Source organism: Azospira sp. APE16 (assembly GCF_047901315.1).
Lineage (GTDB): Bacteria > Pseudomonadota > Gammaproteobacteria > Burkholderiales > Rhodocyclaceae > Azospira > Azospira oryzae.
Genome location: NZ_CP179682.1, coordinates 2,466,578 through 2,489,658 on the forward strand (window position 1 = coordinate 2,466,578; position 23,081 = coordinate 2,489,658).

Annotated in this window: 16 protein-coding genes; 9 read left to right on the forward strand and 7 right to left on the reverse strand. The window is 60.5% G+C overall.

The genetic code is table 11. The features are described from left to right. Nucleotides 1-106 precede the first annotated feature (106 nt). From ACLSSQ_RS11845 to ACLSSQ_RS11865, 5 genes are all read left to right on the forward strand, one after another. Nucleotides 107-532: an acyl-CoA thioesterase gene (locus ACLSSQ_RS11845; RefSeq protein WP_416242793.1), complete on the forward strand. Its 426-nt coding sequence runs from the start codon at nucleotides 107-109 to the stop codon at nucleotides 530-532. A 236-nt stretch (nucleotides 533-768) separates the two neighbouring features. Further along, nucleotides 769-2,268: an NYN domain-containing protein gene (locus ACLSSQ_RS11850; protein WP_416242794.1), complete on the forward strand. Its 1,500-nt coding sequence runs from the start codon at nucleotides 769-771 to the stop codon at nucleotides 2,266-2,268. Nucleotides 2,269-2,702: 434 nt separating this feature from the next. Further along, nucleotides 2,703-3,629, forward strand: a complete 927-nt coding sequence (locus ACLSSQ_RS11855; RefSeq protein ID WP_416242795.1) for a branched-chain amino acid transaminase — start codon at nucleotides 2,703-2,705, stop codon at nucleotides 3,627-3,629. Between the two features lie 91 nt (nucleotides 3,630-3,720). Next, on the forward strand, nucleotides 3,721-4,641 hold the full coding sequence (locus ACLSSQ_RS11860) for an alpha/beta fold hydrolase (RefSeq protein ID WP_416242796.1): 921 nt from the start codon (nucleotides 3,721-3,723) through the stop codon (nucleotides 4,639-4,641). Next, nucleotides 4,638-5,096 carry a GIY-YIG nuclease family protein gene (locus tag ACLSSQ_RS11865; protein ID WP_416242797.1) on the forward strand — a complete coding sequence of 153 codons (459 nt, stop codon included), beginning with the start codon at nucleotides 4,638-4,640 and terminating at the stop codon, nucleotides 5,094-5,096. The genes ACLSSQ_RS11860 and ACLSSQ_RS11865 overlap by 4 nt, the downstream gene beginning before the upstream one ends. Before the next feature lie 100 nt (nucleotides 5,097-5,196). On the opposite strand, the gene ACLSSQ_RS11870 is transcribed toward ACLSSQ_RS11865, so the two are convergent. Genes ACLSSQ_RS11870 through ACLSSQ_RS11885 form a run of 4 tightly spaced genes read right to left on the reverse strand, consistent with a single transcriptional unit; the run spans nucleotide 5,197 to nucleotide 12,026 of the window. Then, a complete protein-coding gene (locus ACLSSQ_RS11870) occupies nucleotides 5,197-6,762 on the reverse strand; it encodes an efflux transporter outer membrane subunit (RefSeq protein ID WP_416242798.1) in 1,566 nt (521 codons plus the stop codon). Between the two features lie 17 nt (nucleotides 6,763-6,779). Beyond that, a complete protein-coding gene (locus tag ACLSSQ_RS11875; protein WP_416242799.1) occupies nucleotides 6,780-9,977 on the reverse strand; it encodes an efflux RND transporter permease subunit in 3,198 nt (1,065 codons plus the stop codon). Nucleotides 9,978-9,986: 9 nt separating this feature from the next. Then, the gene (locus ACLSSQ_RS11880; protein WP_152089489.1) at nucleotides 9,987-11,174 is read right to left on the reverse strand and encodes an efflux RND transporter periplasmic adaptor subunit; all 1,188 of its coding nucleotides are present in this window, start codon (nucleotides 11,172-11,174) and stop codon (nucleotides 9,987-9,989) included. A gap of 27 nt (nucleotides 11,175-11,201) precedes the next feature. Further along, complete coding sequence (locus tag ACLSSQ_RS11885) at nucleotides 11,202-12,026, reverse strand: alpha/beta hydrolase fold domain-containing protein (RefSeq protein ID WP_416242800.1); 825 nt, start codon at nucleotides 12,024-12,026, stop codon at nucleotides 11,202-11,204. 127 nt (nucleotides 12,027-12,153) lie between these two features. On the opposite strand from ACLSSQ_RS11885, the gene ACLSSQ_RS11890 reads away from it, so the two are divergent. Continuing rightward, a complete protein-coding gene (locus ACLSSQ_RS11890; RefSeq protein ID WP_014237090.1) occupies nucleotides 12,154-13,161 on the forward strand; it encodes a LysR family transcriptional regulator in 1,008 nt (335 codons plus the stop codon). Between the two features lie 326 nt (nucleotides 13,162-13,487). Here the strand turns inward: ACLSSQ_RS11890 and ACLSSQ_RS11895 are convergent, their stop codons facing one another. From ACLSSQ_RS11895 to ACLSSQ_RS11905, 3 genes are all read right to left on the reverse strand, one after another. Then, nucleotides 13,488-14,348 (reverse strand): DNA adenine methylase, encoded by an 861-nt coding sequence (locus ACLSSQ_RS11895; protein WP_416242801.1) that lies wholly within the window; start codon nucleotides 14,346-14,348, stop codon nucleotides 13,488-13,490. A 42-nt stretch (nucleotides 14,349-14,390) separates the two neighbouring features. Further along, complete coding sequence (locus ACLSSQ_RS11900) at nucleotides 14,391-15,710, reverse strand: hypothetical protein (RefSeq protein ID WP_416242802.1); 1,320 nt, start codon at nucleotides 15,708-15,710, stop codon at nucleotides 14,391-14,393. A 290-nt stretch (nucleotides 15,711-16,000) separates the two neighbouring features. Further along, a complete protein-coding gene (locus ACLSSQ_RS11905; protein WP_416242803.1) occupies nucleotides 16,001-17,065 on the reverse strand; it encodes a hypothetical protein in 1,065 nt (354 codons plus the stop codon). A gap of 835 nt (nucleotides 17,066-17,900) precedes the next feature. Between ACLSSQ_RS11905 and ACLSSQ_RS11910 the strand changes: the two genes are divergently transcribed. The 3 genes from ACLSSQ_RS11910 to ACLSSQ_RS11920 are packed head-to-tail and all read left to right on the forward strand — an operon-like array spanning nucleotide 17,901 to nucleotide 23,037. Next, the gene (locus ACLSSQ_RS11910) at nucleotides 17,901-20,555 is read left to right on the forward strand and encodes a transposase (RefSeq protein ID WP_416242804.1); all 2,655 of its coding nucleotides are present in this window, start codon (nucleotides 17,901-17,903) and stop codon (nucleotides 20,553-20,555) included. Continuing rightward, nucleotides 20,552-21,667: an AAA family ATPase gene (locus ACLSSQ_RS11915; protein ID WP_416242805.1), complete on the forward strand. Its 1,116-nt coding sequence runs from the start codon at nucleotides 20,552-20,554 to the stop codon at nucleotides 21,665-21,667. Before ACLSSQ_RS11910 ends, ACLSSQ_RS11915 begins: the two co-directional genes overlap by 4 nt. Beyond that, nucleotides 21,664-23,037: a TniQ family protein gene (locus ACLSSQ_RS11920; protein WP_416242806.1), complete on the forward strand. Its 1,374-nt coding sequence runs from the start codon at nucleotides 21,664-21,666 to the stop codon at nucleotides 23,035-23,037. The genes ACLSSQ_RS11915 and ACLSSQ_RS11920 overlap by 4 nt, the downstream gene beginning before the upstream one ends. Nucleotides 23,038-23,081 lie beyond the last annotated feature (44 nt).

Here is a 23,081-nt window from a genome sequence, read left to right on the forward strand (position 1 = left end):
CAAACAAATGGCGCGGGCTTGGCAGCCATCCGGACCTGCGGCGATTTGTCCCGCCGCCGCCTTGGGTTAGCATCCGGCAGTCAGCCACTCACTCCCGACCCAGACCATGGCCCGCATCCAGATCGAACTGCCCGAACACTTTGCCTTTGCCACCGAGATTCCCCTCTACATCGGCCACATCAATTACGGCGGCCACCTGGACAACGCCCTGCTGCTGACCCTGGTGTCGGAAGCCCGGGTGCGCTTCTTCAAGTCCCTCGGCTACACCGAGCTGGACGTGGAAGGCGTGGGCATCGTGGTGGTGGACGCGGCCCTGCAGTACAAGGCCGAAGCCTTCCACGGCGAGACCATGGTGGTGGAAATGGCGCCGGCGGATTTCAACAAGTACGGCTGCGACCTGCTGTGGCGCATGAGCGACAAGGAAGGCGGCCGGGAAGTGGCCCGGGGAAAGACCGGCATCGTCTTCTTCGACTACGGCCCGCGCAAGGTGACCCGGGTGCCCGACGGTTTTCTAGCCAAGGTGCAGGCCTGAAGCCAGCCAGACCAGCACGATGATAAACTCAATGTCATAAAACAAGCGGCGCATCACTTGTTTGATGGTAACGACTCACTGGACTACCCCAGTCATTTGTAGCCTGTTCGGCATTTCGGGAGGTTGAGCATCTTCTGTTTCCCCCCGGTCACCGACGAGCCCTGACGATCATAACTTCGTGCCGATTTGGTTGAGAAACTGGAAGGCCACCGAAAGCTTGAGGCAAACACCCCATCATGAAAAGTGCACTCTTTGTCGACTTCGACAACGTCTATTCCGGCTTACGCCGTCTCGACCAGGAAACGGCCGACCAATTCGCTCGCAACCCAACAGTCTGGATGAACTGGCTCATCAAATCGCTGGAAATGCCAGAGCCGGTCTCCCCTGGCGCCAAACGACGGGTGCTGGTACGTCGCTGCTACCTGAATCCGCAGGCTTATCAGCGATTTCGGCCGTCATTCAACTTGGCCGGTTTCGAGATCATTGACTGCCCGGCCTTAACCAGCGAAGGCAAGACCAGCACAGACATCAACATGGTGCTGGACATCGTAGACCTGCTACAGCATGAAACCCGCTACGACGAATTTATCGTTTTCTCGGCCGATGCCGACTTTACTCCGGTGCTGCGCAAGCTGCGCCGCTGGGATCGGCGTACCACCGTACTGGCCATCGGTTTTCCTTCGGCGGCCTATCGTGCCTCGGCCGATTTGCTGATCGATCAGGACGAATTTGTCCGCAACGCTTTGATCTTCGAGGAATCACCGGTCCTTCCGCCCACTGAGGCCCTGCCTAGCGGACCTTCGGCCAGTGAATGCAAGCAGCTGGCACTACAACTGATCCAGCAGGCTGTTCAGGAAGCAACAACGCCAGTATCTCTGGCAAGAATTGCTTCCCTGCTGTTGAACCGGATTGAGGGATTAGATGCCTCCTCCTGGGCGGGGCTAGGCAGTTTCCGGGCACTAATTGATTCGCTGCGGCTCGATCCACTGGTCGTCTGCTGGGAATCCGGCGGAACCATTCGCGATCCACAGAGGCACGCATTGCCGGCCCCGCCAAATCATAGGCCTGCAAACGGAAAGCAGGCCAAGCTGGTGGATACCGCGATCGAGACCATCAGAAGTGAGGTCACCAAAGCCTCCCAACCTGTTTCTTGTGGCCGGCTCGCCACAATGTTGATCAGCCTTGATGGAAACTTGGCAACCGATTGGGCAGGCAAAGGCACTTTCCGCAGATTTGTAGAGTCACTCGACGTCAAACCCATTGAGTTCAATTGGAACGGCTCGGGCGGGGTTGCTTACGACCCCTCCAGGCCCCCTGATAGAATTAACCAAGCCTCCCAGACCGGTGCAGCCGAATGGACGGACAAAAATCTCTACAACATCGCCAAGCAGATTCACGAAGTAACCGATGTTCCATTGCTGACACCGGAGAAGTATCGCAATCTGATTACCCTGATCTCCAAGGATGTCGGAAAGACGCCATTTCATCTCATGGAAACCGGCAAGCGCGTACGCGATTCGTGCAAGGAAACAGGACTTCCTGTCAGTCGTGCCGATGTGACTCATGTGCTGCGGGGGTTAAGCATGCGTGGCCACTCATTCGACGATGGACCAAACGACGAGACCACACTGGCCAAGAAACTGGCTGATAACGTTCGTTCACTGTGTTTACGTGAGCAGTTCGTGCTGGATGAGCAGACAGACCAAGCTATTCACGACTGGGTCAGCAGCCAATAGGCGGAGAGTCATCAAATCGAGACAGAGAAACAGGACGAAATTCACTGTTTCGCGTTTGGCTGCCATCACGACGCTTACGCTACATCTAGGGATCCCAATTTTCTCGGGAGTCGCCATTTTTGCAAAAGGTGTCCACAAGACGGGTCGGAGTACGGAATCAGATCCTTCTTGAGCGCTAATCGAGTGAACTAATTTCATCTGACGCTAATTTAATTTGTTTGAATGGTGCCTCTCGGCGCCCCATCCTTGCCCTACCGCTGCATCCGCTGTGCCACCGCCGCCCCACCGGGCAGCGGCGGGCCGGCGCCCCGCCGTTCCATCCACGTCCGGAAACCCGCGCCGCCCCCACCCCCGGGCGGGCTTGGCCGCCCCTGCCGCCGGCAGGGGCTGTTTTTGCCCACGCTCTGCCCACACGACGTATTGGAGGAACTCCCATGTCCATGGAAAACCGCGACGGTTTCATCTGGCTCGACGGCCACTGGCTGCCCTGGCGCGACGCCAAAGTGCACGTCCTCAGCCACACCCTGCACTACGGTTACGGCTGCTTCGAAGGCATCCGGGCCTATGCCACGCCCCGGGGGCCGGCCATCTTCCGCCTGGAAGAACACCTGCGCCGCCTCGCCGATTCGGCCCACATCCTGGCCATCGACCTGCCCTGGCCCCGGGCAGAGCTGGCCCGGGTCTGCCGCGAGGCGGTCAGCCGCAACGGCCTCGACAGCGCCTACATCCGTCCCCTGGTCTTCCTCGGACCGGAGAAGGTGGGGGTGGACCCGGCCGGGGCCCAAACCCACGTCATGGTGGCGGCCTGGCCCTGGGGGGCCTACCTGGGCGGCGACGCCCTGGAGCAGGGCATCCGGGTGCGCATCTCCTCCTACGCCCGGCACCATCCCAATGTGCAGATGTGCCGGGCCAAGGCCATCTCCACCTACAGCAACTCCATCCTGGCGGTGCGGGAAGCCCGCCGCGACGGCTACGACGAGGCCCTGCTGCTGGACACGGAAGGCTACGTGGCCGAAGGCTCGGGGGAAAACCTGTTTCTGGTGCGGGATGGGGAACTGCTGGAGCCGGAAACCACCTCGGCCCTGGACGGCATCACCCGCCGCAGCATCCACGTCCTGGCCCGGGAGGCGGGCCTCACCCTGCGGGCCAAGCGCATCACCCGGGACGAGGTCTATTGCGCCGACGAGGTCTTCCTCACCGGCACCGCCGCCGAGGTGACACCGGTGGTGGAGGTGGACCGCCGCACCATCGGCACAGGCCAGCCCGGCCCGGTGACGCGCCTGCTGCAGCAGCGCTACTTCGCCTGCGTCCGGGGCGAAGACAGGGCCCACGCCGACTGGCTGACGCCGGCCGCCGCCTGACCCGGCGCGGCGTGCTCGCCGAGAAACACGCCGGCAGGCACGCCAGAAGCCGCACCTGGAGCGGACCGCGGCGGGGCATATCTGCTAAGGTATGCCCCGTCCCGATCCCCAGCCCCTGCCCGCCATGCCCCGTCTCGCCGTCAATGGAATCGAACTGGAAGTGCTGCTCGAAGGCCCGGCCGAGGCGCCGCCCCTGCTGCTCATCATGGGCCTGGGCGTGCCCCTCACCCGCTGGCCCCGGGCCCTGTGCGAGGCCCTGCTGCAACGGGGCTTCCGCCTGATCCGCTTCGACAACCGGGATGCGGGGCTGTCCACCCACCTGGACCATGCCCCGGTGCCCAATCTGGGCGCGGCGCTCCGGGGCATGCCCCTGGAACCCGCGTATACGCTGGACGACATGGCAGCCGACTGCGTCGGCCTGCTCGACGCCCTGGCCATTCGCCGGGCCCACATCGCCGGCGCCTCCATGGGCGGCGCCATCGCCCAGATCGTCGCCGCCCGCTACCCGCAGCGGGTGCTCTCCCTCACCAGCATCATGTCCAGCAGCGGCCACCCTTCCCTGCCGCCGCCCACGCCCGCCGCGGCCGCCGCCCTGTTCGCCCCCCTGCCCCGGGAACGGCAGCGGGACACCATCGTCGCCGACGCCCTGCAGCGCTACCAGGCCATCGCCAGCCCGGCCTACCCGGAAGACCCGCAACAACTGCAGGCCATGTTCGCCGCCGAATACGAGCGCAGCTTCGACCCCAGGGGCGTGGCCCGGCAGATGGCCGCCATCCTCGCCCACGGCGACCGGCGCCCCCTGCTGGCCGGCATCCGGGCGCCCACGGTGGTGCTGCACGGCGCCGCCGACCCCCTCATTCCGCCGGCCTGCGGCGAAGACGTGGCGGCCCACATTCCCGGCGCCGAACTGCGCCTGGTGCCGGGCATGGGCCACGACTTCCCCGCCGCCCTGGCCCCCGTCATCGCCGACGCCATCGCCGCCGCCGCGGCCCGGGCGACGCTTCAGCCGTGAACGCCGCTCGAAAAATCGTGGTGGAAATGGTCAAGGCAGCGGCGGCAGCAGCAGTGAAAAAGCCGCGTAAAAAGGCGGCGCAGGCAGCGGGCAAGGAAAGGGCGGAACGCCCCCCGGCAGCGTTGCCGGATACGTTGCCTGATTCCTTGCCTGATGCGTTGCCGGAAGAACCCGCAGAGGCACCGGCCGCCGGCCGGCCCTGGTTCCTCTATCTCATCGAATGCGCCGACGGCAGCATCTACACCGGCATCACCACCGACGTGGCGGCCCGTTACGCCGCCCACGCCGAGGGCAAAGGCGCCCGCTACACCCGGGCCCATCCACCGGCCCGGCTGCTGGGCTGGGAAGCCCACCCGGACCGCTCCGCGGCCTCCAAGGCCGAATACCGCATCAAGCGCCTGACGGCGGCGGCCAAACGGGCCTACGCCGCCGCCCTGCCCGCCACGCGGGACTGAGCGGGCATTACCGCGGCCCCTCTGCCAGGAGCCGCACCCCATCTTCCTCATAGGCATGGATGCCCGGAGACCCGCCACCGGCGCGCCTCCCGGCCATGCCTCAATGCGCCGGCTGTGCCCCATCCAGGCGGGCCAGGGGCGCCTCCGCCGGCGCCGGGAGTGCCGGGGCCGGCGTGGCCTCGCCCCCTTTTCCGGCATCCTCTACGCCGTCTTTCCCGCCCTCGCCCCAGCTGCCGCCGATGGCCCGGATCAGGGCCACCGTGGCCCGGGCCCGGTCGCCGTCCAGTTGCACCGCCGCCCGCCGCTGCTGCAGCACGCTGCGGTCCGCATCGAGAACACCGAGGTAGCTCAGGGCCCCCTCCCGGTATTGCAGCTGGGACAGCCGGGCGGCCCGGGCGGCGGATTGCACCGCCTGGTCCTGGGAGGCGGATTGCCGGTCCAGCAGGCGCAGGTGGGCCAGGTTGTCCTCCACCTCCTTGAAGGCCTGCAGCACGCTCTGGCGGTACTTGGCCGCCTCCTCGTCGAACACCGCCGTGGCCTGGTCCACCCCGGCCTGGCGGGCGCCGCCGTCGAAAATGGGCAGGGACAGCATGGTGCCCACCAGGGGGCCGAGGACGAAGGCGCGGCTGGACCACTTGAAGAGGTCCCCCAGCTCCGACGATTCGTAGCCCAGGGCGCCGGTCAGGCTGAGGCGCGGGAAGAAGGCGGCCCGGGCGCTGCCGATGCGGGCGTTGGCGGCCACCATGGCCTGCTCGGCGGCGGCGATGTCGGGCCGCCGTTCCAGCAGGGCCGACGGCAGGCCGGCGGGCACCCGCACCGTGATGCGGCCCAGGGGCGCCGGCGGCAGGCTGAAGGCGGCCGGGGCCTGGCCCAGCAGTACCGCCAGGGCGTGTTCGGCCACGGCCCGCTGGCGTTCCACACCCACCGCTTCGGCCTCGGCCCCGGCCAGCTCGGTGCGGGCCCGGGCCAGTTCCAGCTCGCCCACGTCGCCGGCATCGAAGCGGCGCTGGAACAGTTGCAGGGTCTGCTGGCGCAGGGCCACGGTGTCGGCGTAGAGGGCCGCCAGGGCGTCCAGCTCCCGCAGGGAGAAATAGGCCTGGGCCACGTCGGCCTGGATGGCCAGCTGCAGGGAATGGAACAGGGCCTGGCGCTGGGCCGCATCGGCGCCGGCCGCCGCCACCCCGCTGCTGACCCGGCCGAACAGGTCGGCCTCGTAGGAGACGCTGGCCTGGGCCCGCCACAGGGTGGCCGGGCTGGTCTCGGCCTCCGCCGGCAGGCCCTGGGAAGCCGGCGAGGGACGCTGGCGGGTGGGGCCGAAGCCGACCCCGACCTGGGGAAAGAGGGCCGAGCGGGCGTTCTGCTGCAGGGCCCGGGCCTGGGCCAGGCGGGCCAGGCCGGCCTTGAGGTCCTGGTTGGCGACGGCGGCCTGGGCTTCCAGGGTGTCCAGCACCGGATCGGCGAAGACCTTCCACCACTCGCCCCGGGGCTGGGCCTCCGCCGGCTCGGCGGTTTTCCACTGGCCCTCCGCCGGGGCTTCCTTGAAGGCGGCGGGCGTTTCCACCGCCGGGCGCTGATAGGGAGGCGTCACGGCGCAGCCGGCCAGGGCCAGCAGCAGGAGCGGCAACGCCGGCTTGAAGCTGGGGATTCGCATTGTGCTTGGGATCATGGTTCTCTCCTGCCGTCTCAACGGGGCTGTTCCAGGGACGGCACGGCGGTGATGGGGGCCTCGTGGTGGGCCGCGGAATGGAGCTTGTGGCGCTTGTCCAGGGTGCGCAGCAGGACGTAGAAGGCCGGCGTCAGGAAGAGGCCGAAGAAGGTGACGCCGAGCATGCCGAAGAACACGGCGATGCCCATGGCGTGGCGCATCTCGGAACCGGCGCCGCTGGACAGCACCAGGGGCACCACGCCCATGACGAAGGCGATGGAGGTCATGAGGATGGGCCGCAGCCGCAGCCGGCTGGCGTCGATGGCCGCCTGCATCGGCGTGCTGCCCTGCATTTCCAATTCCCGGGCGAACTCGACGATGAGGATGGCGTTCTTGCAGGCCAGCCCCACCAGCACCATCAGGCCGATCTGGGTGAAGATGTTGTTGTCGCCGCCGGTAAGCCAGACGCCGGTGAGGGCCGCCAGGATGCTCATGGGCACGATCAGGATCACCGCCAGGGGCAGGGTCAGGCTTTCGTACTGGGCCGCCAGTACCAGGAACACCAGCAGGAGGCTGATGGGAAAGACCCAGATGCCGGCGTTGCCCGCCAGGATCTTCTGGTAGGTGAGGTCGGTCCATTCGAACTTGACGCCCCGGGGCAGGGTCTCGGCGGCCACCCGCTCCACCGCCGCCTCGGCCTGGGCCGAGGAGAAGCCGGGGGCCGGGCCGCCGTTGATGTCGGCCGCGGTGTAGCCGTTGTAGCGCACCACCATTTCCGGACCGAAGCCGGTGCTGACCTTGACCAGGGAGGAAAGGGGCACCATCTCGCCCTGGTTGTTGCGCGTCTTCAGTTGCAGGATGTCCTCCGGCCGGGAGCGGAACGGCGCGTCGGCCTGGGCCCGCACCTGATACACGCGGCCGAAGCGGTTGAAGTCGTTCACGTAGAGGGAGCCCAGGTAGATCTGCATGGTGTCGAAGACTTCGGTGACGGAGACACCCTGCTGCTTGGCCTTGGTGCGGTCCAGGTCCACGTCCAGCTGGGGCACGTTGATCTGGTAGCTGGAGAACATGGGGCCCAGCTCCGGCGCCTTGGACGCGGCCGCCATGAAGGCCTTGGCCGCCCGGTCCAGCTCGGCATAGCCGAGGGCGCCCCGGTCCTCGATCTGCAGCTTGAAGCCGCCCAGGGTGCCCAGGCCCATCACCGGCGGCGGCGGGAAGACGGCGATGAAGGCTTCCTGGATGGCGGCGTACTTCTGGTTGAGTGCGCCGGCGATGGCTTCCGCCGACAGCTCCTTGCCGCGCCGCTCGTCGAAGGGCTTCAGGGTGGCGAAGACGATGCCGGCGCTGGAGCTGTTGGTGAAGCCGTTGATGGAAAGACCGGGGAAGGCGATGGCGCTCTGCACCCCGGGCTGGGCCAGGGCGATCTCCCCCATCTGGCGGATCACCGCCTCGGTGCGGTCGAGGGAGGCACCGTTGGGCAGCTGGGCGAAGCCGATCAGGTACTGCTTGTCCTGGGCCGGCACGAAGCCCCCGGGCACCAGATAGGAGAGGCCCACGGTGAGGCCCAGCAGCACCGCATAGACGCCCATGGCCGAGGCCTTGCGCGCCAGCACGCCGGTGACGCCGCGGCCGTAGTTGTCCGAGGCGCGGCGGAAGAAGCGGTTGAAGCCGGCGAAGAAGCCCCCCAGGTAGCGGTTCATCTGCCGCGTCAGCCAGTCCGGTTCGCTGCCGTGGCCCTTGAGCAGCATGGCCGCCAGGGCCGGGGACAGGGTCAGGGAGTTGAAGGCCGAGATCACCGTGGAGATGGCGATGGTCATGGCGAACTGCTTGTAGAACTGGCCGGTGAGACCGGTCATGAAGGCCAGGGGCACGAACACCGCCACCAGGGTCAGGGCGATGGCGATGATGGGGCCGCTGACCTCGCGCATGGCCCGGTAGGTGGCCTCCCGCGGCGTCAGCCCGGCCTCGATGTTGCGCTCCACGTTCTCCACCACGACGATGGCGTCGTCCACCACGATGCCGATGGCCAGCACCATGCCGAACAGGGACAGGGCGTTGATGGAATAGCCGAAGCCCAGCATCAGGGAGAAGGTGCCGACGATGGACACCGGCACCGCCAGCAAGGGGATGATGGAGGCGCGCCAGGTCTGCAGGAAGACGATGACCACCAGCACCACCAGGGCGATGGCCTCCAGCAGGGTATGCACCACGGCCTTGATGCTGGCGCGGACGAACTGGGTGGGGTCGTATTCGATGCGGTACTCCACCGAGGCGGGGAAATCCTTGGCCAGTTCGGCCATGGCCTCGCGTACCTGGGAGGAGACTTCCAGGGCGTTGGCGCCGGGGGACTGCATGATGCCCATGCCGATGGCCGGCTTGTTGTCGAGCAGGGAGCGCAGACCGTATTCGGCCGCGTCCAGCTCAACCCGGGCCACGTCGCCGAGGCGGGTGACGCCGCCCTCGCCGCTGCTCTTGAGCACGATGTCGCGGAATTCCTCCTCCGTCTGCAGGCGGCCCTGGGCGTTCACGGAAAACTGCAGGGGCACGTTCCCCGCATTGGGCGAGGCGCCGATGACGCCGGCCGCCACCTGCACGTTCTGCTCGCGGATGGCGCGCACCACGTCGCCGGCGGTGAGGCCGCGCTGGGCCACCTTCTGGGGATCGAGCCAGACCCGCATGGCGTAGTTGCCGGCGCCCCAGATGGAAACCTCGCCGACGCCGTTGAGCCGGGCCAGCCGGTCCTTGACGTTGAGCACGGCGTAGTTGCGCAGGTAGGTGGCGTCGTAGCGGTCGTCCGGGGAGAGCAGGTGCACCACCAGGGTCAGGGTCGGCGAACTCTTCACCGTGGTCACGCCCAGGCGCTGCACGTCCTCCGGCAGCCGCGGCAGGGCCTGGGAGACCCGGTTCTGCACCAGCTGCTGAGCCTTGTCCGGATCGATGCCGAGCTTGAAATACACCGTCACCGCCAGGTTGCCGTCGCTATTGGCCTGGGACTGCATGTACAGCATGTTCTCGACGCCGTTGATGGATTCCTCCAGGGGCGCAGCCACCGTCTCGGCGATCACCTTGGGGTTGGCCCCCGGATACTGGGCCCGCACCACCACCGAGGGCGGCACCACTTCCGGGTATTCGGAAATGGGCAGCTGGAAGACGGACAGCACCCCGGCCAGGAGGATGAGGATGGACAGCACCCCGGCGAAGATGGGGCGGTCGATGAAAAACTTGGAAATGTTCATGGCGCCGCCTCAACCCTTGTCCGCCGGGCTCGCCGCCCGGGCCACGCCGGCCGTCTCGCGACCGCCCATGGAGACCATCTGGGGCGCCACTTCGTCCCCCGGACGGACCCGCTGCAAGCCATTCACCACGATGCGCTCGCCGGCCTTGAGGCCGCTCTCCACCACCCGCAGGCCTTCCTGCACCGCCCCCAGGCGCACCTCCCGATAGGCGGTGCGGTTCTTGCCGTCCACCACCAGCACGAAGCGCTTGTCCTGGTCGGTGCCGACGGCCTTCTCGTCCACCAGCACCGCTTCCCGCGGCGCCTCGCTGCCCAGGCGCACCCGGGCGTAGAGGCCGGGCACCAGCCGCCCGTCCGGATTGTCGAAGACGGCCCGCAGGCGGATGGTGCCGGAGGTGCTGTCGAGGCGGTTGTCCACGGAACTCAGGCGCCCTTCCCGGCCGTGGCCGCTCTCGTCGGCCAGGCCCATGCGGATGGGCAGGCCCTTGCCCTGGCTGCCGCTGACGTATTTCAGATAGCTCTGCTCGTCCACGTCGAAGGCGGCGTAGATGCTGTCGGCGGAGACCAGGGTGGTGAGGGGCGCCGCATTGCCCGGCGCCACCAGGTTGCCCACCGTCACCTCGGCCCGGGACATGCGGCCGCTGATGGGGGCGGTGATGCGGGTGTATTCCAGGTTCAGCTCGGCCACCTTGAGGGCCGCCTGGGCCGCCTTGAGGGCCGCTGCGGCTTCCCGGGCGGCATTCTGCTTTTCCTCGAAATCGCGGCGGGAGACGGCGTTCTCGGCCAGGAGGCGTTCGCCCCGGGCAAGGTCGGCGGCGGTGTAGGCGGCCCGCGCCTCGGCACCGGCCAGCTGGGCCTGGGCCCGGGCCACCTCGGCGGCGAAGGGCCGGGGGTCGATGCTGAAGAGCAGGTCGCCCTTCTTCACCAGGCTGCCGTCCTTGAAATGCACCGCCGTCAGCACGCCGGACACCTGGGGCCGCAGTTCCACCCTTTCCACCGCCTCCAGGCGGCCCGAATAGGACTGCCAGTCGGTGACGGGGCGGCTGGCCACCTCCGCCACCTCGACGCTGGCGGCGGCCGGGGCCGCCATGGCCGGGGTACCGCCGGCATGGGCATAGAAGACGGCGGCAGTGCCGCCGAGGCCCGCCAGCCCGGCCAGGGCGGCGGCGATGATGAGACGCTTCTTGAGTTGGGGCATGACAGTTCCTCTCGAAAAGGGATGGTTTTATTGGTTGGGGGCGGCCGCCATCCCGGCACCAAGGCGGTGGCCGAGGAAGTGGGCGATCTCGGCCAGGGCCGGCGGATGGCGGGCCAGGGCGGCATGGGTGACGCCGGGGAAACGGGCCACCTGGGTAGGCACGCCGGCCTCGATCAGGGCGGCGGCGTACTGCTCCGCCTCCTGGTGCAGCACGTCGCACTCGGCGGTAAGCACCAGGGCCGGCGGCAGGCCGGCCTGGCGCACCGAGGCCAGGGGCGAGGCATAGGGATGGAGCCGCTGACGCGGCTGGGGCAGGTACTGGCGGTAGCAGGCGGCGCAGTCGGCGGCGCTGAGGTCGGAATTGAGGCGCTGGCCATCCCCCAGGCGGGTCATGCTCGGGTCCAGCATGGGCCCCACCAGCACCTGGGCGGCAATGGCCGGAGCGTTGCGGTCCCGGGCCATGAGGGTGAGGCAGGCAGCCAGATTGCCCCCCGCATCGTCCCCCGCCACCGCCAGGCGCGAGGCATCGCCGCCCAGGGCCGCGGCCTGCTGCGCCAGCCACAGGGCCGCGGCATGGGCATCTTCCGGCGCCGCCGGGAAAGGCCGGGCGGGCGCCAGGGCATAACCGACCGCCAGCACCAGGGCCGGCACCCGGGCGGCGAGGAAGCGGGCCGGCACGTCCGCATCGTCCAGGCAGCCGCCGACAAAGCCGCCGCCGTGGAAATAGAGCACGACGGGCAGGGGCCGGCCGCCTGTCCGGGGGCGGTACAGGCGCGCGGGAATGGCCCCTTGGGGGCCGGGAATGGTGAAGTCTTCGGCGAGGGTCGCCGGAGCGCCGGGTATCGCATCCATGGCACGGGGGCAGCCAAGGCTGCCGGAATTGGCAATGGGGCGATTCTCTGTGTTATCTACAACCGGATAAACATGTATATTTCGACAATACTATTCATCATCGGCAAACAATCGAGGAGTCGGCACCATGGACCGCTTTCAAGCCATGCAGGTCTTCACCCGGGTGGTGGACGCCAACAGCTTCACCCGGGCGGCGGAAACCCTGGGCCTGCCCCGGGCCACCGTCACCACCATCATCCAGAACCTGGAGGCCCTGCTGCAGGTGCGCCTGCTCAACCGCACCACCCGCCGCATCAGCCTGACCCCGGACGGGGCCGCCTACTACGAGCATTGCGCCCGCATCCTGGCGGAGGTGGAGGAGACCGAGGCCTCCTTCCGCGACGCCGCCCGGGGCCCCAAGGGGCGCCTGCGCATCGACGTGCCGCCACCCATCGGCCGCCTCATCCTCATTCCCCACCTGTGCGACTTCAGCAGCCGCTATCCGGACGTGGAGCTGGTGATCGGCATGGGGGACCGGGCCGTGGACCTGGTGCGGGAAGCGGTGGACTGCGTCATCCGGGTCGGCGAACTGCAGGATTCGAGCCTGGTGGCGCGGCGCATCGGCACCTTCCAGTCCATCACCTGCGGCGCCCCCGACTACCTGGAACGCTACGGCACGCCCCACAGCATCGACGACCTGCAGCAGCACCAGGCGGTACATTACTTCTCCACCCGCACCGGCCGCACCATCGACTGGGACTTCATCGTGGACGGGGTCTTCACCCCGGTGAAAATGGCCGGCAAGGTCTCGGTCAATGACGCCGAAGCCTACCTGGACTGCGCCCTGCAGGGCTTCGGCCTGATCCAGCTACCCCTGCTGATGGCCCTGCCCCACCTGGAATCCGGCGCCCTCAAGGAAGTGCTGCCCCACCTCACCCCCAGCCCCATGCCCATCTCGGTGGCCTACCTGCAGAACCGCCATCTGTCGCCCAAGGTCCGCGCCTTCGTGGACTGGGTCGCCGACCTCTTCGGCACCTGCCCCCTCCTCGGCGGCCAACGGGAAAGCAGCCCCCAATGCAGCTTCCCCACCCACCCCGACACCCTGACCCTGCGCGACATGCTGGAACAGCAGAACCGGGCCGAATGCACGCTCTGAGGACGGGACAAAAAGGGGAAGGTGAAAAAGAAAAAGGCCCTCGATCAACGAGTGTCGCGGAAATCAAAACCCTGCCAAGGGTCAGTACCATATCCTAGCCATTTTATGCCGCACTACCCCCTTGGGGGAGATAAGGAGATGGTCGTATTTGACCCATAACTCTGCCCCAGCCTTCAATCGGAAGGATAATACTGCCAGGCAACAAAAGGGCTTGTAATGGAATGGCGAAAACTAAACCAATTACAATCGATGTAAGTCGGCGCTGTGAGTATTGAATCAACGTGACTTGAAGATCAAGTTCGCCAGATATGCAAATCCACAACCCATCAGGCGGCGATAGGAGCCGTTTTTGCCAACCCCTCAGGGGCTTGCAGCCGCGGAGAAAGCACCATTAGCTCATTAGCCCGTCGCTTGACCTGAGCATAGTAAACGAGACTTTTTCTATAGATTGGGAGTCCGGCGTACAGCTCTTCAATCTGCGGTACATCGTCGTAAGTTAACATCCACGGACACTGCAACTGACGAATAGCATTCGCGAGACTGGCATGGTCTTCTGGAGAGTAGAAGTTGATATACAACTCCTGACCTTTGACGAAATATGGTGGGTCAATATTCATCAGGGACCTAGGAGGAAGCTCCCTCGACCATTGCGCGATGCACTCTGCGGCATCGAGCTGAGTCAACCGAACCACATCGCGGTGACGAGCAATCCGCTGAATTTTCCGGACTAACTCATTCCGATTAAACCGGCAATTTAGCTTGTACGTTCCTTCTTGAGACTTCCCACCAATCATCCCACCAAGCAGAATGCCCGAGCGATTAGTTCTGTTCATGAAAAGCGTAGCAAAAGCACGATCCAGCGCAGGAGCATGGCCATCCAAGAGTATGCCACGCTGGTAATGCCACTCGTCTATCGTAATCGGAGTTTCGACTATCCGTTCACACAGTTGTTCTGTTTGGTTAAGTACTGCATCCCAAAGAGCATATATGCACGGATCAATATCGTTAAGCCATACCTCTCCAACATGACCAGATAATAGCAATCGCCAAGCAAGTCCGGCGCCGCCGGCAAAAGGCTCAGCGTACACCCCCTTCTTAAGATTGTTTACATGCAGCAAATCACAAACAAACGGCGAGAGCTGTGTCTTGCCACCAGGATATCTCAATGGGGATTCAGTTGTAGGCATGACGGTAAGATAACGAAAACCGTCATGTTTGGCCAGCGCTTTCTAGATCCGTCCAAGCATTAATTTGAGCGAATCTTCCCAATTATCCCATGCAGCAATAAGACTCTTTCGAGTAGGTACATGGCCCGTATGAACGGCTGCTCCAAGGGTATGCAGGCTATATGCGGCATGTTCATTAGACATTGCAACGCGCATCGACTTTAAGCTGCTAGCAGGCACTCCCTCTTTACCAAGTTCTTCGACACAAACTTGCATCAGTTTCTGGTCTGACATTTGGGGCTGATGAACCTTGCGTTGTTTGGCATATAGCACCATGACTCGCTCTACAAAGGCACGCAACAAATAGTTCACCGCAAACTCGTGGTCATCAATAGGTGTACAACGGAACTCCTGCCTCAGACGAATGAGAGACTTATCCCCATGATTGAAGACAAAGTCTGTCGGCACAAGATATTTACGGTTGTCAGGATGCTGCTTTCCACGCGGTTTTTTTGCCTGAGGAGTTTTACTAGGCTTTGGAGGTTTAGTTGGCGATGGCAACAGTGTACGTGGCGCAACCCCCCGAACACTCAGTTCTCTAGCATAGCTTTCTCTATCTAACTTATTGGAACGAGAATGGACCAGCGGTGTGCTGCCATCAGCAAGAGGGAACGCGTCTTCTAGAAACTGGCGCAGTGCTGCATCTACTTCGGATGCGTCATGTGTGTATTGCAACTCCCGATTATTGCCGAGTCCTAGGGCCGCACGTACGAGAGGATTAGATAGATATCTGGTAAGTGTCGTGATTGCCAGCTGTTGCCGCTGTCCAGCATCTATCCAGCCTGATTCCTCTGCTCGATCTAGCACAGCCAGTGCTAACTGATTAGGAGACTCCACCTCAGCATAACGAGATTTCTGAGGAGAATCCCATGAACGCGTTCCTGCGCCATCTTGGGCACCAAGATGGCGTAGTCCAATCCAAGGACGAGCCGCATGACGATCTGAAAACAAAACAACGGAGAGCGTAGCAGGCACCTCGAAACGCTTTGCCAATGCTTCAAATGCCGTACGAGCCTCAACATTCGGTGCCTTATGAGGATCGTGCAACAATTTCAGCGCACATGCTCGGCGGTTGCCCTCCACCACAATGTAGTGTCCAGGATTGCCATTCATCTCAATGACCCCCGTACGGTCAAGCGGACTCAACGAACCTTTGGTAACGATATCTTTGGCGAGGTTATAGACTTGCTCATCCTTGTAAAGCTGCGCAATGATCTCATCCTCATCCTCAAGTGGATCATGCCTGGGATTTTGCGAATCAAGGTGCAGCCTGTTTAGAGAAACGCCGTCCAAGTTCCTAAATGTTGTGTGCGAATTCGCCATACTGAACCCCAGTAATTACTCAAACATCATCTTTTCATTCTATCTCACCTGATATCCAAAAACAGCTACTCGATTGATGGAGTCTCAGATTTCTGGGTCTTATTGATATCCGAGACCTATCCCCATACAACTCAAACGTCGCCTATTGGCCGGAAGCCGAGGAAGCCCTACCTCAGATAGCTTCGGAGGAATAAGGTGGCAGCCTAGTGCGCCACTAGGTGGCAACTTTGCGATGTCACTGGGTAGCCGTTTTGATGAGAATACTCAATATCATTAGAAATCCAGATTTATCACCGCTGGAAAAAAGTGTTCGGGGGCGGCCTTCTACCAAAGAGAAATCCAACATCCGATATGCCGAGAGATATCGCTTCTTTTGCCCGCTCGACTATACGTTTACGTCGCTCGTATTCTTGCAACAGTTTTTTCGGTATGTCTTGACTATCTGGATTAGGGCCATACTCAATATCCAAGCCAAACATCACTGCCCAGTTTCCTCTGGTAGAAGAAAGACGTCGCATACAGCGGACACGTGTTTCCCACGAAAGAGACTTACCCTTGTGAGCTGGATGATAGAACGGCGATAGATTCAAGAAGCAAGAGGCCCCTACATAGTCTGTTCTCTCAGGAAAGAAGCATTGCTCATCCCATGCAAGCATCGGAAAGATGCGGTCACAGTAGAGCTTGATGAGTTCCTTCCCAACTCCGTTTCGCTGAAATTCAATCCCCAAGAAAAGCAGCATCCAGTGAATTTCTCGACCCAAGAGAAATGCATCGTGGAAGCGCTCTAGCTCTACCGCCTCACGAAATAGAATTGTTAGGCAGGCTAGAGCATCCATGCTGGCCCGATCCGAGAGCTTACCGAGTAGACGTAGTCCTATCTTCTCCCGTTTATAGATTACGTCGAATTCCCTGTGCTCGATGTGGAACACGACCATTTGTATGTCGGGATTAAGCTCTCTGAGCCAAACTTCAACATGTGGACAAACAGGTTGCTCTAGTCTCAATGCCTCCCACAGCACATGGTTTAGTTTTCTAGCAGAGCCTTTGCATTCCTTTTCAACGTTGACGACCAGAGATGGGATTGGGACACGCTCTCCATGTGAGTATTTCTGCCATCTATGGGGATAGATCAATTTCCCATCTGCATTGCGTTTGAACGAGCCCTTCTCATCAAACCTTTTCTCTAAGGCATAGCTGGATTTTTCGCCCAGTTGGTGCCGAACTGTGTGGTACCAAAACACAGCACGCAACCCGTCCGCCACATCCTTTCTGGAACGTTTTTTGAACGGCTTCAGGTTTAGCGGGGTCCTGCTAAAGTCGTCTGCAATTTTTTGAATTTCTTTTAAATCAGTCACTTGGCCATACCTCCCACACCAACATAGAGTACAAAATTTAATAGTACTGTCTGGGATGGCTGAAATATAGGTGCATTTGTAGAGTATCGAATATGACTGGTTGTGACGGGAGCTGTGATGGCAGAGCTAGAAGATGCGAATTCCCTGGCTAGAGAGTTGGAAGATGACTTGACCGCTCGCTATGGGCCTGTGGTTTCCAACGAAACGCTACGGATTGCGCTTGGGTATCCATCTATGGAGGCACTTCGACAGGCCTTAGTTAGGAAGACCGTGCCAATCCCAATCTTCACGATGCCAAATCGAAGAGGGAAATATGCGCTAGTGAAGGATCTAGCTGCGTGGCTTGCAGCCAGTAGAGACGCCGCTGTTCGGGCAGGGGAAGGAAAAAGAGAAACCTAGGACTACTAGGGCAGGTAGCCGGCACTGTTCTCCATGACTTGCATGGGTATGCCTCTTCTACTCTGCAGGAAAAACCAGAAGGAGGTGTATTGATGATCAGCCAATAACCAAGTAGATGGTGAGGCCTTAAAAGCGCAAAAGGCTTGGGGCGGCAACCCCAAGCCTTTCACAGAACCCATCAGACTTTGAGACCTGATGGGCAAATTCTCCGCGCCACCTGGGCAGTTGTCAAGGTATTGACGACCGCCAGGCCTCCTTACGTCGTTCAGGCAGCTAGCACCCCAAAAATGCTTGATGGGGAAGTGCTTTCTCCTTGGGTGGCATCACCTCTTGTACAGCTTCCCGCTGATGAAGAGTGTGACTCCTTCCTAAGTGACGTCCGGAATCTAAAGATCTATCGGATAAGCACCCCCGAGATTGATTCAGGAGATTTGTCATGTTGTCAGAGGAACAGTTGCAGGAGCGCTTTATCCTGCAAAACATCCCATTGAATGGTCGAAAGATTGTTCAAGCAATCCGGCGCGGTGATCCTTCTCGCCGTGTTGGAGGCGGTAAGTTCAACGTCGCCTGTCGCTATTCCAGCCAGAAAATGGGTTGCGTCATCCAGGCGGAGAGTCATAAAAATGAACTCCCCTATCTCTATATCTGGGACCACGATGTAGAGACGGAGGAATTCTACGACCAGCCATCCCAGATCAAATTGCGGTACAAGGGTGCGGGTGGAAGACACTGCAGCCACCTAAGTACCCCGGACTATTTTCTGATCCAAAAGGGATGGATGGGATGGGTTGAATGTAAAACAGAAGAAGAGCTCCTAAAGCGCGAGGCGTCGGGTAGTGAGCTATTTCTCCGGAGCCCCGATGGCAAATGGCGTTGCCCTGCTGGAGAAAACTTCGCCAACCAGTATGGGCTTGGATTCCAGGTACTCTCATCCAAGGAAATCGACTGGATTCTCGTCCGCAATATTGGCTTCCTGTCTGACTATCTTGATACGGCCTGCCCAGCACCTGATCCACTTCAAGTTACATTGATCAAAAATCGGCTCAGGGGTGTCCATTGGATTCTGTTGGAGGCTCTCCTGAGCCAGGCTGACATTGGGGCAGACACCGTTTATAAAATGGTGGCGGATGGAATTCTCCATGTCGATCTAACGCAAGAGCTCTTGACTGAGCCCCAATACACGACAGTTTGTACCGATGTCATGAGTTTGGCTGCTTACCAAGGCCAGAGGAGGCTACAGACAGCGATAACCATGCCGGACATTGGAGCCATCGAATTGAAAGCTGGTGAAAGCTTTCTGTGGGATGGACAGCCTTGGAAAATCCTGAATGTTGGCGTTACTGAGATTTTTGTCGTCGACGAGCAGAAGACATGCTCCACTTTGTCACGAGAAGTCTTCGACGGCTTGGTCACCCAAGGAATCATCACCGGCATAGAGCGATCCATCGCCGATTGTCACCAGCGTGCAGCAGAACAGGTCCGCCATGCGGCGCCTATCGATCTGGAGGAAGCCAATCGTCGATATCAAGTTCTTGAGCATCCCGAATCATCCGTAATCCCAGCTCGGACCCTTCGGTCATGGCGTGCCAAGCAACGCGAAGGAGAGTTGGTCTACGGGAACGGGTATGTCGGACTACTTCCACGCATTAGCGCCCGAGGCAACCGAAATCGGAAAATTCCGGCATTGGTTATTGAGCTGATGCACGAAGTTATCAATGAGCTGGTGTTGAGCTCGGAGAGGATTTCAATCTCCATCGCTTACGGCGAACTCGTCAATCGTTGCGAGGACAAGGGTGTCCAGGCGCCTTCAGAAAAGACCTTTTCTCGCGAGATCAAGCGGCTCTCGGAAGAAGTAGTCAAGCGAGCCCGTGAAGGTGACAAGGCTGCGTACTCCATTTCAGAGTTCCACTGGGTAATTGACCAATCGACCCCACGACATGGTGAGCGACCTTTTGAGATCGGCCACATCGACCATACCGAACTGGACGAGCAACTGGTTGATAGTAGGACCGGGGAAAACCTGGGTAAGGCTTGGCTTACGATTCTAATCGATGCATATACTCGGATGATTCTTGGGTTTTTCCTAACCTTTGATCCTCCCAGCTATCGTAGTTGCATGGCCGTAATCCGGCATGCCCTGAAACAACATGGCCGTATTCCCAAGACCATTGTGGTGGATCAGGGAAAGGACTTCGAATCTGCCTATTTTGAATCCCTCTTAGCCCGTCTCGAGTGTCACAAGAAGTCCCGGCCAGCCTCGAAATCCCGCTTCGGCTCTGTCATTGAGCGCTTCTTCGGAGTGGCAAATCAGCGATTGATCCATAACCTAGTTGGCAACAACCAAGCGCTGCAGAAACCACGAAGCATGTCCCCGAGTCACGATCCGCGGAAACTGGCGGTCTGGACACTCCCTGAATTTACGAACCTATTTGAGCGATTCATTGACGACGCTTACGCCAATCTTATTCATCCCACGCTCGGAATTTCTCCGCGGGAAATGATGGCTCGTGGTCTCGCCCTATATGGCAATCGTCCTCACCTATTGATTCCTTACACCCCAGATCTCATTCTTCAGTGCCTGCCGTCGACACGGAGTGGCAACGCCATGGTTCGCCAGGGACGGGGTATCAAGATTCGCGGGATTCTCTATTGGCACGCGGCCTTACGCGATTCAGAAATTACCGGCACTCAGGTTCCAGTCCGCTACGACCCCTTCGACATTTCCAGGGCATACGCCTATGTCAAAGGTGAGTGGCATCTCTGCCGCTCGGAACACGCGTCTGTATTTGAGCGTCGGACCGAAGCTGAAATACAGGTCATTACTCAGGAAATACGAGCCCATCACGCTAACTATGGCATTCGTCGCCAAATCAACGGTGCGGACATGGCTGCTTTCGTGATCAAAGAGAAGAAAAACGAGGCCCTCTTGCGGCAGCAGCGCCGCGATGCAGAGCGCCGTGAGGAGGAATCTGATGTAGCACCTCCCCTTCCCGAACTGCTGGCACCATCAGACCCCCACTCACCACTTACGTTTGAGGACCAGTGGGCCAGCGTGGAGTTCTCCTTTGAAAACTTCGGAGAACTCAAATGAACATGAACGACCTGCAGCAAGATCCGATTACTTCTGCTATCGCCGGGTTCAGCGGACATATCTTTGCTCATCCCCATGCAGCAGCGACCTTCCGGGATTTGATGGATGCCATTTCCGCAGACTCTCTGCCCCAAATCGTCATCATTACCGGCCCTACCGGAGTTGGGAAAACCACGCTGATCCAGGCACTTGTCGACAAGATGGTAGAACGCTACCTACCCCGGATTGCCGCTGAGACAGACTTTGTACCGATCGTTTCGGTAGATGCCATCCCACCGTGCGCTACCAACTTCAGCTGGAAAGACTTCTATATCCGCCTTTTGACCGGGCAGAACGAGCCATTAGTCAATCGCAAGCTCCTAATCAGTCGGCAACTCACGCTCTTTCCAGAGCATCCTGCTGCCAACCCTCTGGAACAGTCAGTCACGGATGCCCTACGCCGGTCAGCTGAGGAATACCTCAAACGTCGTCGTACCAAGCTACTTATCATTGACGAGGCCCATCACCTCTTGTTGGTCACGAATCGTCAGCGCTTAGAGAACCAATTTGAGTCTCTGAAGATTTTGGCCATGAAGACCGGAACTACCATCGTTCTGGTCGGCACCTATCGACTCCTAGATATCCTTGACCAGAGCGGCCAACTCTCTCGTCGTAGCCAGATCATAAACTTTCCGCGTTACGACACGCGAAAGAAGTCGGATCAGGGAGAGTTCAGGAAAGCGCTCGCCTTCTTCGAATTGCTACTCTCAAAGCATATTCCTACGTCCCTCAATCAGGAGGCGGCCTACTTCTACATGAAGTCGGCAGGTTGCATCGGAATCCTGAAGGACTGGCTGACTCGCTGTCTTGAGCATGCATTGCGCGAGGAGGCTCAGAGGATTGATGCTGCGTTCGCTGAGCGGTATGCCCTCAAGAACCGGGCGCTGGTCACTATCGTCGAGGAGGCTTGCTGGGGTGAACAGAAGCTCTCGGATGTCGACGACCTTAAGCTCAGGGACCTCCTGGAAAATGGAGTGCTATTAAGCTCCAAAGAACCTTTCGGCCAGGGAACGCCTCGTCGAATTGGTAAACGCAAGCCGGTTCGCGACCCAGTGGGAGGAATTCGGCCATGACTCTGAATACGTTCGACAATGAACTGGTGACCGGCTACCGTTCTGATCGCCCTATTCCTGAACGTAGCCGGCTGTTTTCCCTAGCTCCGGTAGAGTTTCCGGTAGAGCAGCGGGAAAGCCTAATTTCTCTGCTAGTCAGAACTTGTGCTGCCCATTCGCTCAATCCTCGCCGAGTAGTCGCCGAAGTACTAGGGAAAGCAAAACCTGAATTAGAGCCCCTTGCCTACCCGAAATTCTTCAATCGGATGGCAGGCACTATAAACGGCCATGGCAAGTACGCTTCCTTATTTGTATCAGTCCTTGAAGCATCAACCGGACAACGGGGTTTATCCCGGCTGACGTTACTTCCCTGGCAGGACTTCTTTCCCCACAAGGGACAAGGAATGCTGTCTCCGACCCCTCGATGGTGTTCGGCCTGTCTCTTGGAGCAGCGTCGAAGTCGAGACGATGTTTACTTTCCGCTGCTGTGGTCACTGCAAGCCTACCGGGAATGCACAGTACATAACCGCCCATTGCAGGATCACTGCCCCCATTGTGGGAAGCTACAACCCTTCTTATCTCGGTATCCGGACCAGGCCATTTGCCACCATTGTTTGCGTTCGCTAATCCACCCCGACTACGCGATTTGCAATGAAGAACCTACTGCAACTCAGTTTGAGATTTGGGTCGCAAAGGCATTAGGTGACATGGTTGTAAGGCAAAGTACCTCTGATTTTGAGCCGTCGGTAGAAAAATTCCACGAAGTCATGAAGTCCATCGTCGAAACCACGAGCGATGGGAATCGAGCAGCGTTCTGCCAGGCCATCGGCTTCAACCGATATGCACTTAAGAATTGGCTGACCAAGGGAGAACGACCGTCCCTGCCCCAATTCTTGGCTTTCGGATATGCAGTTCAGGCATTGCCCATTGATCTAGCACGGGGGAATAGCGGCTTCCAGCCCTCACTTTCGGCACCAATGGTGCCCGGAAAATTGAAGGTCAGAGAACGTGGCCAGGATACTGATGAAACTAACCGAGCTGAACTCAGAAGACGGATTCAGAAGGATATACAGACCGAGCCACCACAGCCGGTATCGGCGATCGGAAAGCGCTACGGAGTTACTGCATCGTATCTTCGATACTGGTTTCCAGACATCTGCCTGAATATCAGTACCCGTTACAAAGAATTCCTCAGACTGCGTGGAAAAAAACGCTTGAACGACCAAATCCAACGTGTCCAAGACATCGTTCAGGCATTCCATGACCAGAAAAGCTATCCGTCACGACGCAAAGTAGATTTGATTCTTCGGAAGGAGAAGGCTTCGCTTAGGGAACGCGCGGTCCGTGATGCCTATCGGGCAGTACTAGTCGTTAGAATCGACCCAGCTTAAAAAAATACCGCTTTTCGACCTAACCGGCAGGTGCCCAATGTGGA

Excerpts from the sequence above, each read along its gene's own strand:
- ACLSSQ_RS11845 (WP_416242793.1), top strand. The coding sequence starts at position 107 with ATGGCCCGCATCCAGATCGAACTGCCCGAACACTTTGCCTTTGCCACC.
- ACLSSQ_RS11850 (WP_416242794.1), top strand. The coding sequence starts at position 769 with ATGAAAAGTGCACTCTTTGTCGACTTCGACAACGTCTATTCCGGCTTA.
- ACLSSQ_RS11855 (WP_416242795.1), top strand. The coding sequence starts at position 2,703 with ATGTCCATGGAAAACCGCGACGGTTTCATCTGGCTCGACGGCCACTGG.
- ACLSSQ_RS11860 (WP_416242796.1), top strand. The coding sequence starts at position 3,721 with ATGCCCCGTCCCGATCCCCAGCCCCTGCCCGCCATGCCCCGTCTCGCC.
- ACLSSQ_RS11870 (WP_416242798.1), bottom strand. The coding sequence starts at position 6,762 with ATGATCCCAAGCACAATGCGAATCCCCAGCTTCAAGCCGGCGTTGCCG.
- ACLSSQ_RS11875 (WP_416242799.1), bottom strand. The coding sequence starts at position 9,977 with ATGAACATTTCCAAGTTTTTCATCGACCGCCCCATCTTCGCCGGGGTG.
- ACLSSQ_RS11880 (WP_152089489.1), bottom strand. The coding sequence starts at position 11,174 with ATGCCCCAACTCAAGAAGCGTCTCATCATCGCCGCCGCCCTGGCCGGG.
- ACLSSQ_RS11885 (WP_416242800.1), bottom strand. The coding sequence starts at position 12,026 with ATGGATGCGATACCCGGCGCTCCGGCGACCCTCGCCGAAGACTTCACC.
- ACLSSQ_RS11890 (WP_014237090.1), top strand. The coding sequence starts at position 12,154 with ATGGACCGCTTTCAAGCCATGCAGGTCTTCACCCGGGTGGTGGACGCC.
- ACLSSQ_RS11895 (WP_416242801.1), bottom strand. The coding sequence starts at position 14,348 with ATGCCTACAACTGAATCCCCATTGAGATATCCTGGTGGCAAGACACAG.
- ACLSSQ_RS11900 (WP_416242802.1), bottom strand. The coding sequence starts at position 15,710 with ATGGCGAATTCGCACACAACATTTAGGAACTTGGACGGCGTTTCTCTA.
- ACLSSQ_RS11910 (WP_416242804.1), top strand. The coding sequence starts at position 17,901 with ATGTTGTCAGAGGAACAGTTGCAGGAGCGCTTTATCCTGCAAAACATC.
- ACLSSQ_RS11915 (WP_416242805.1), top strand. The coding sequence starts at position 20,552 with ATGAACATGAACGACCTGCAGCAAGATCCGATTACTTCTGCTATCGCC.
- ACLSSQ_RS11920 (WP_416242806.1), top strand. The coding sequence starts at position 21,664 with ATGACTCTGAATACGTTCGACAATGAACTGGTGACCGGCTACCGTTCT.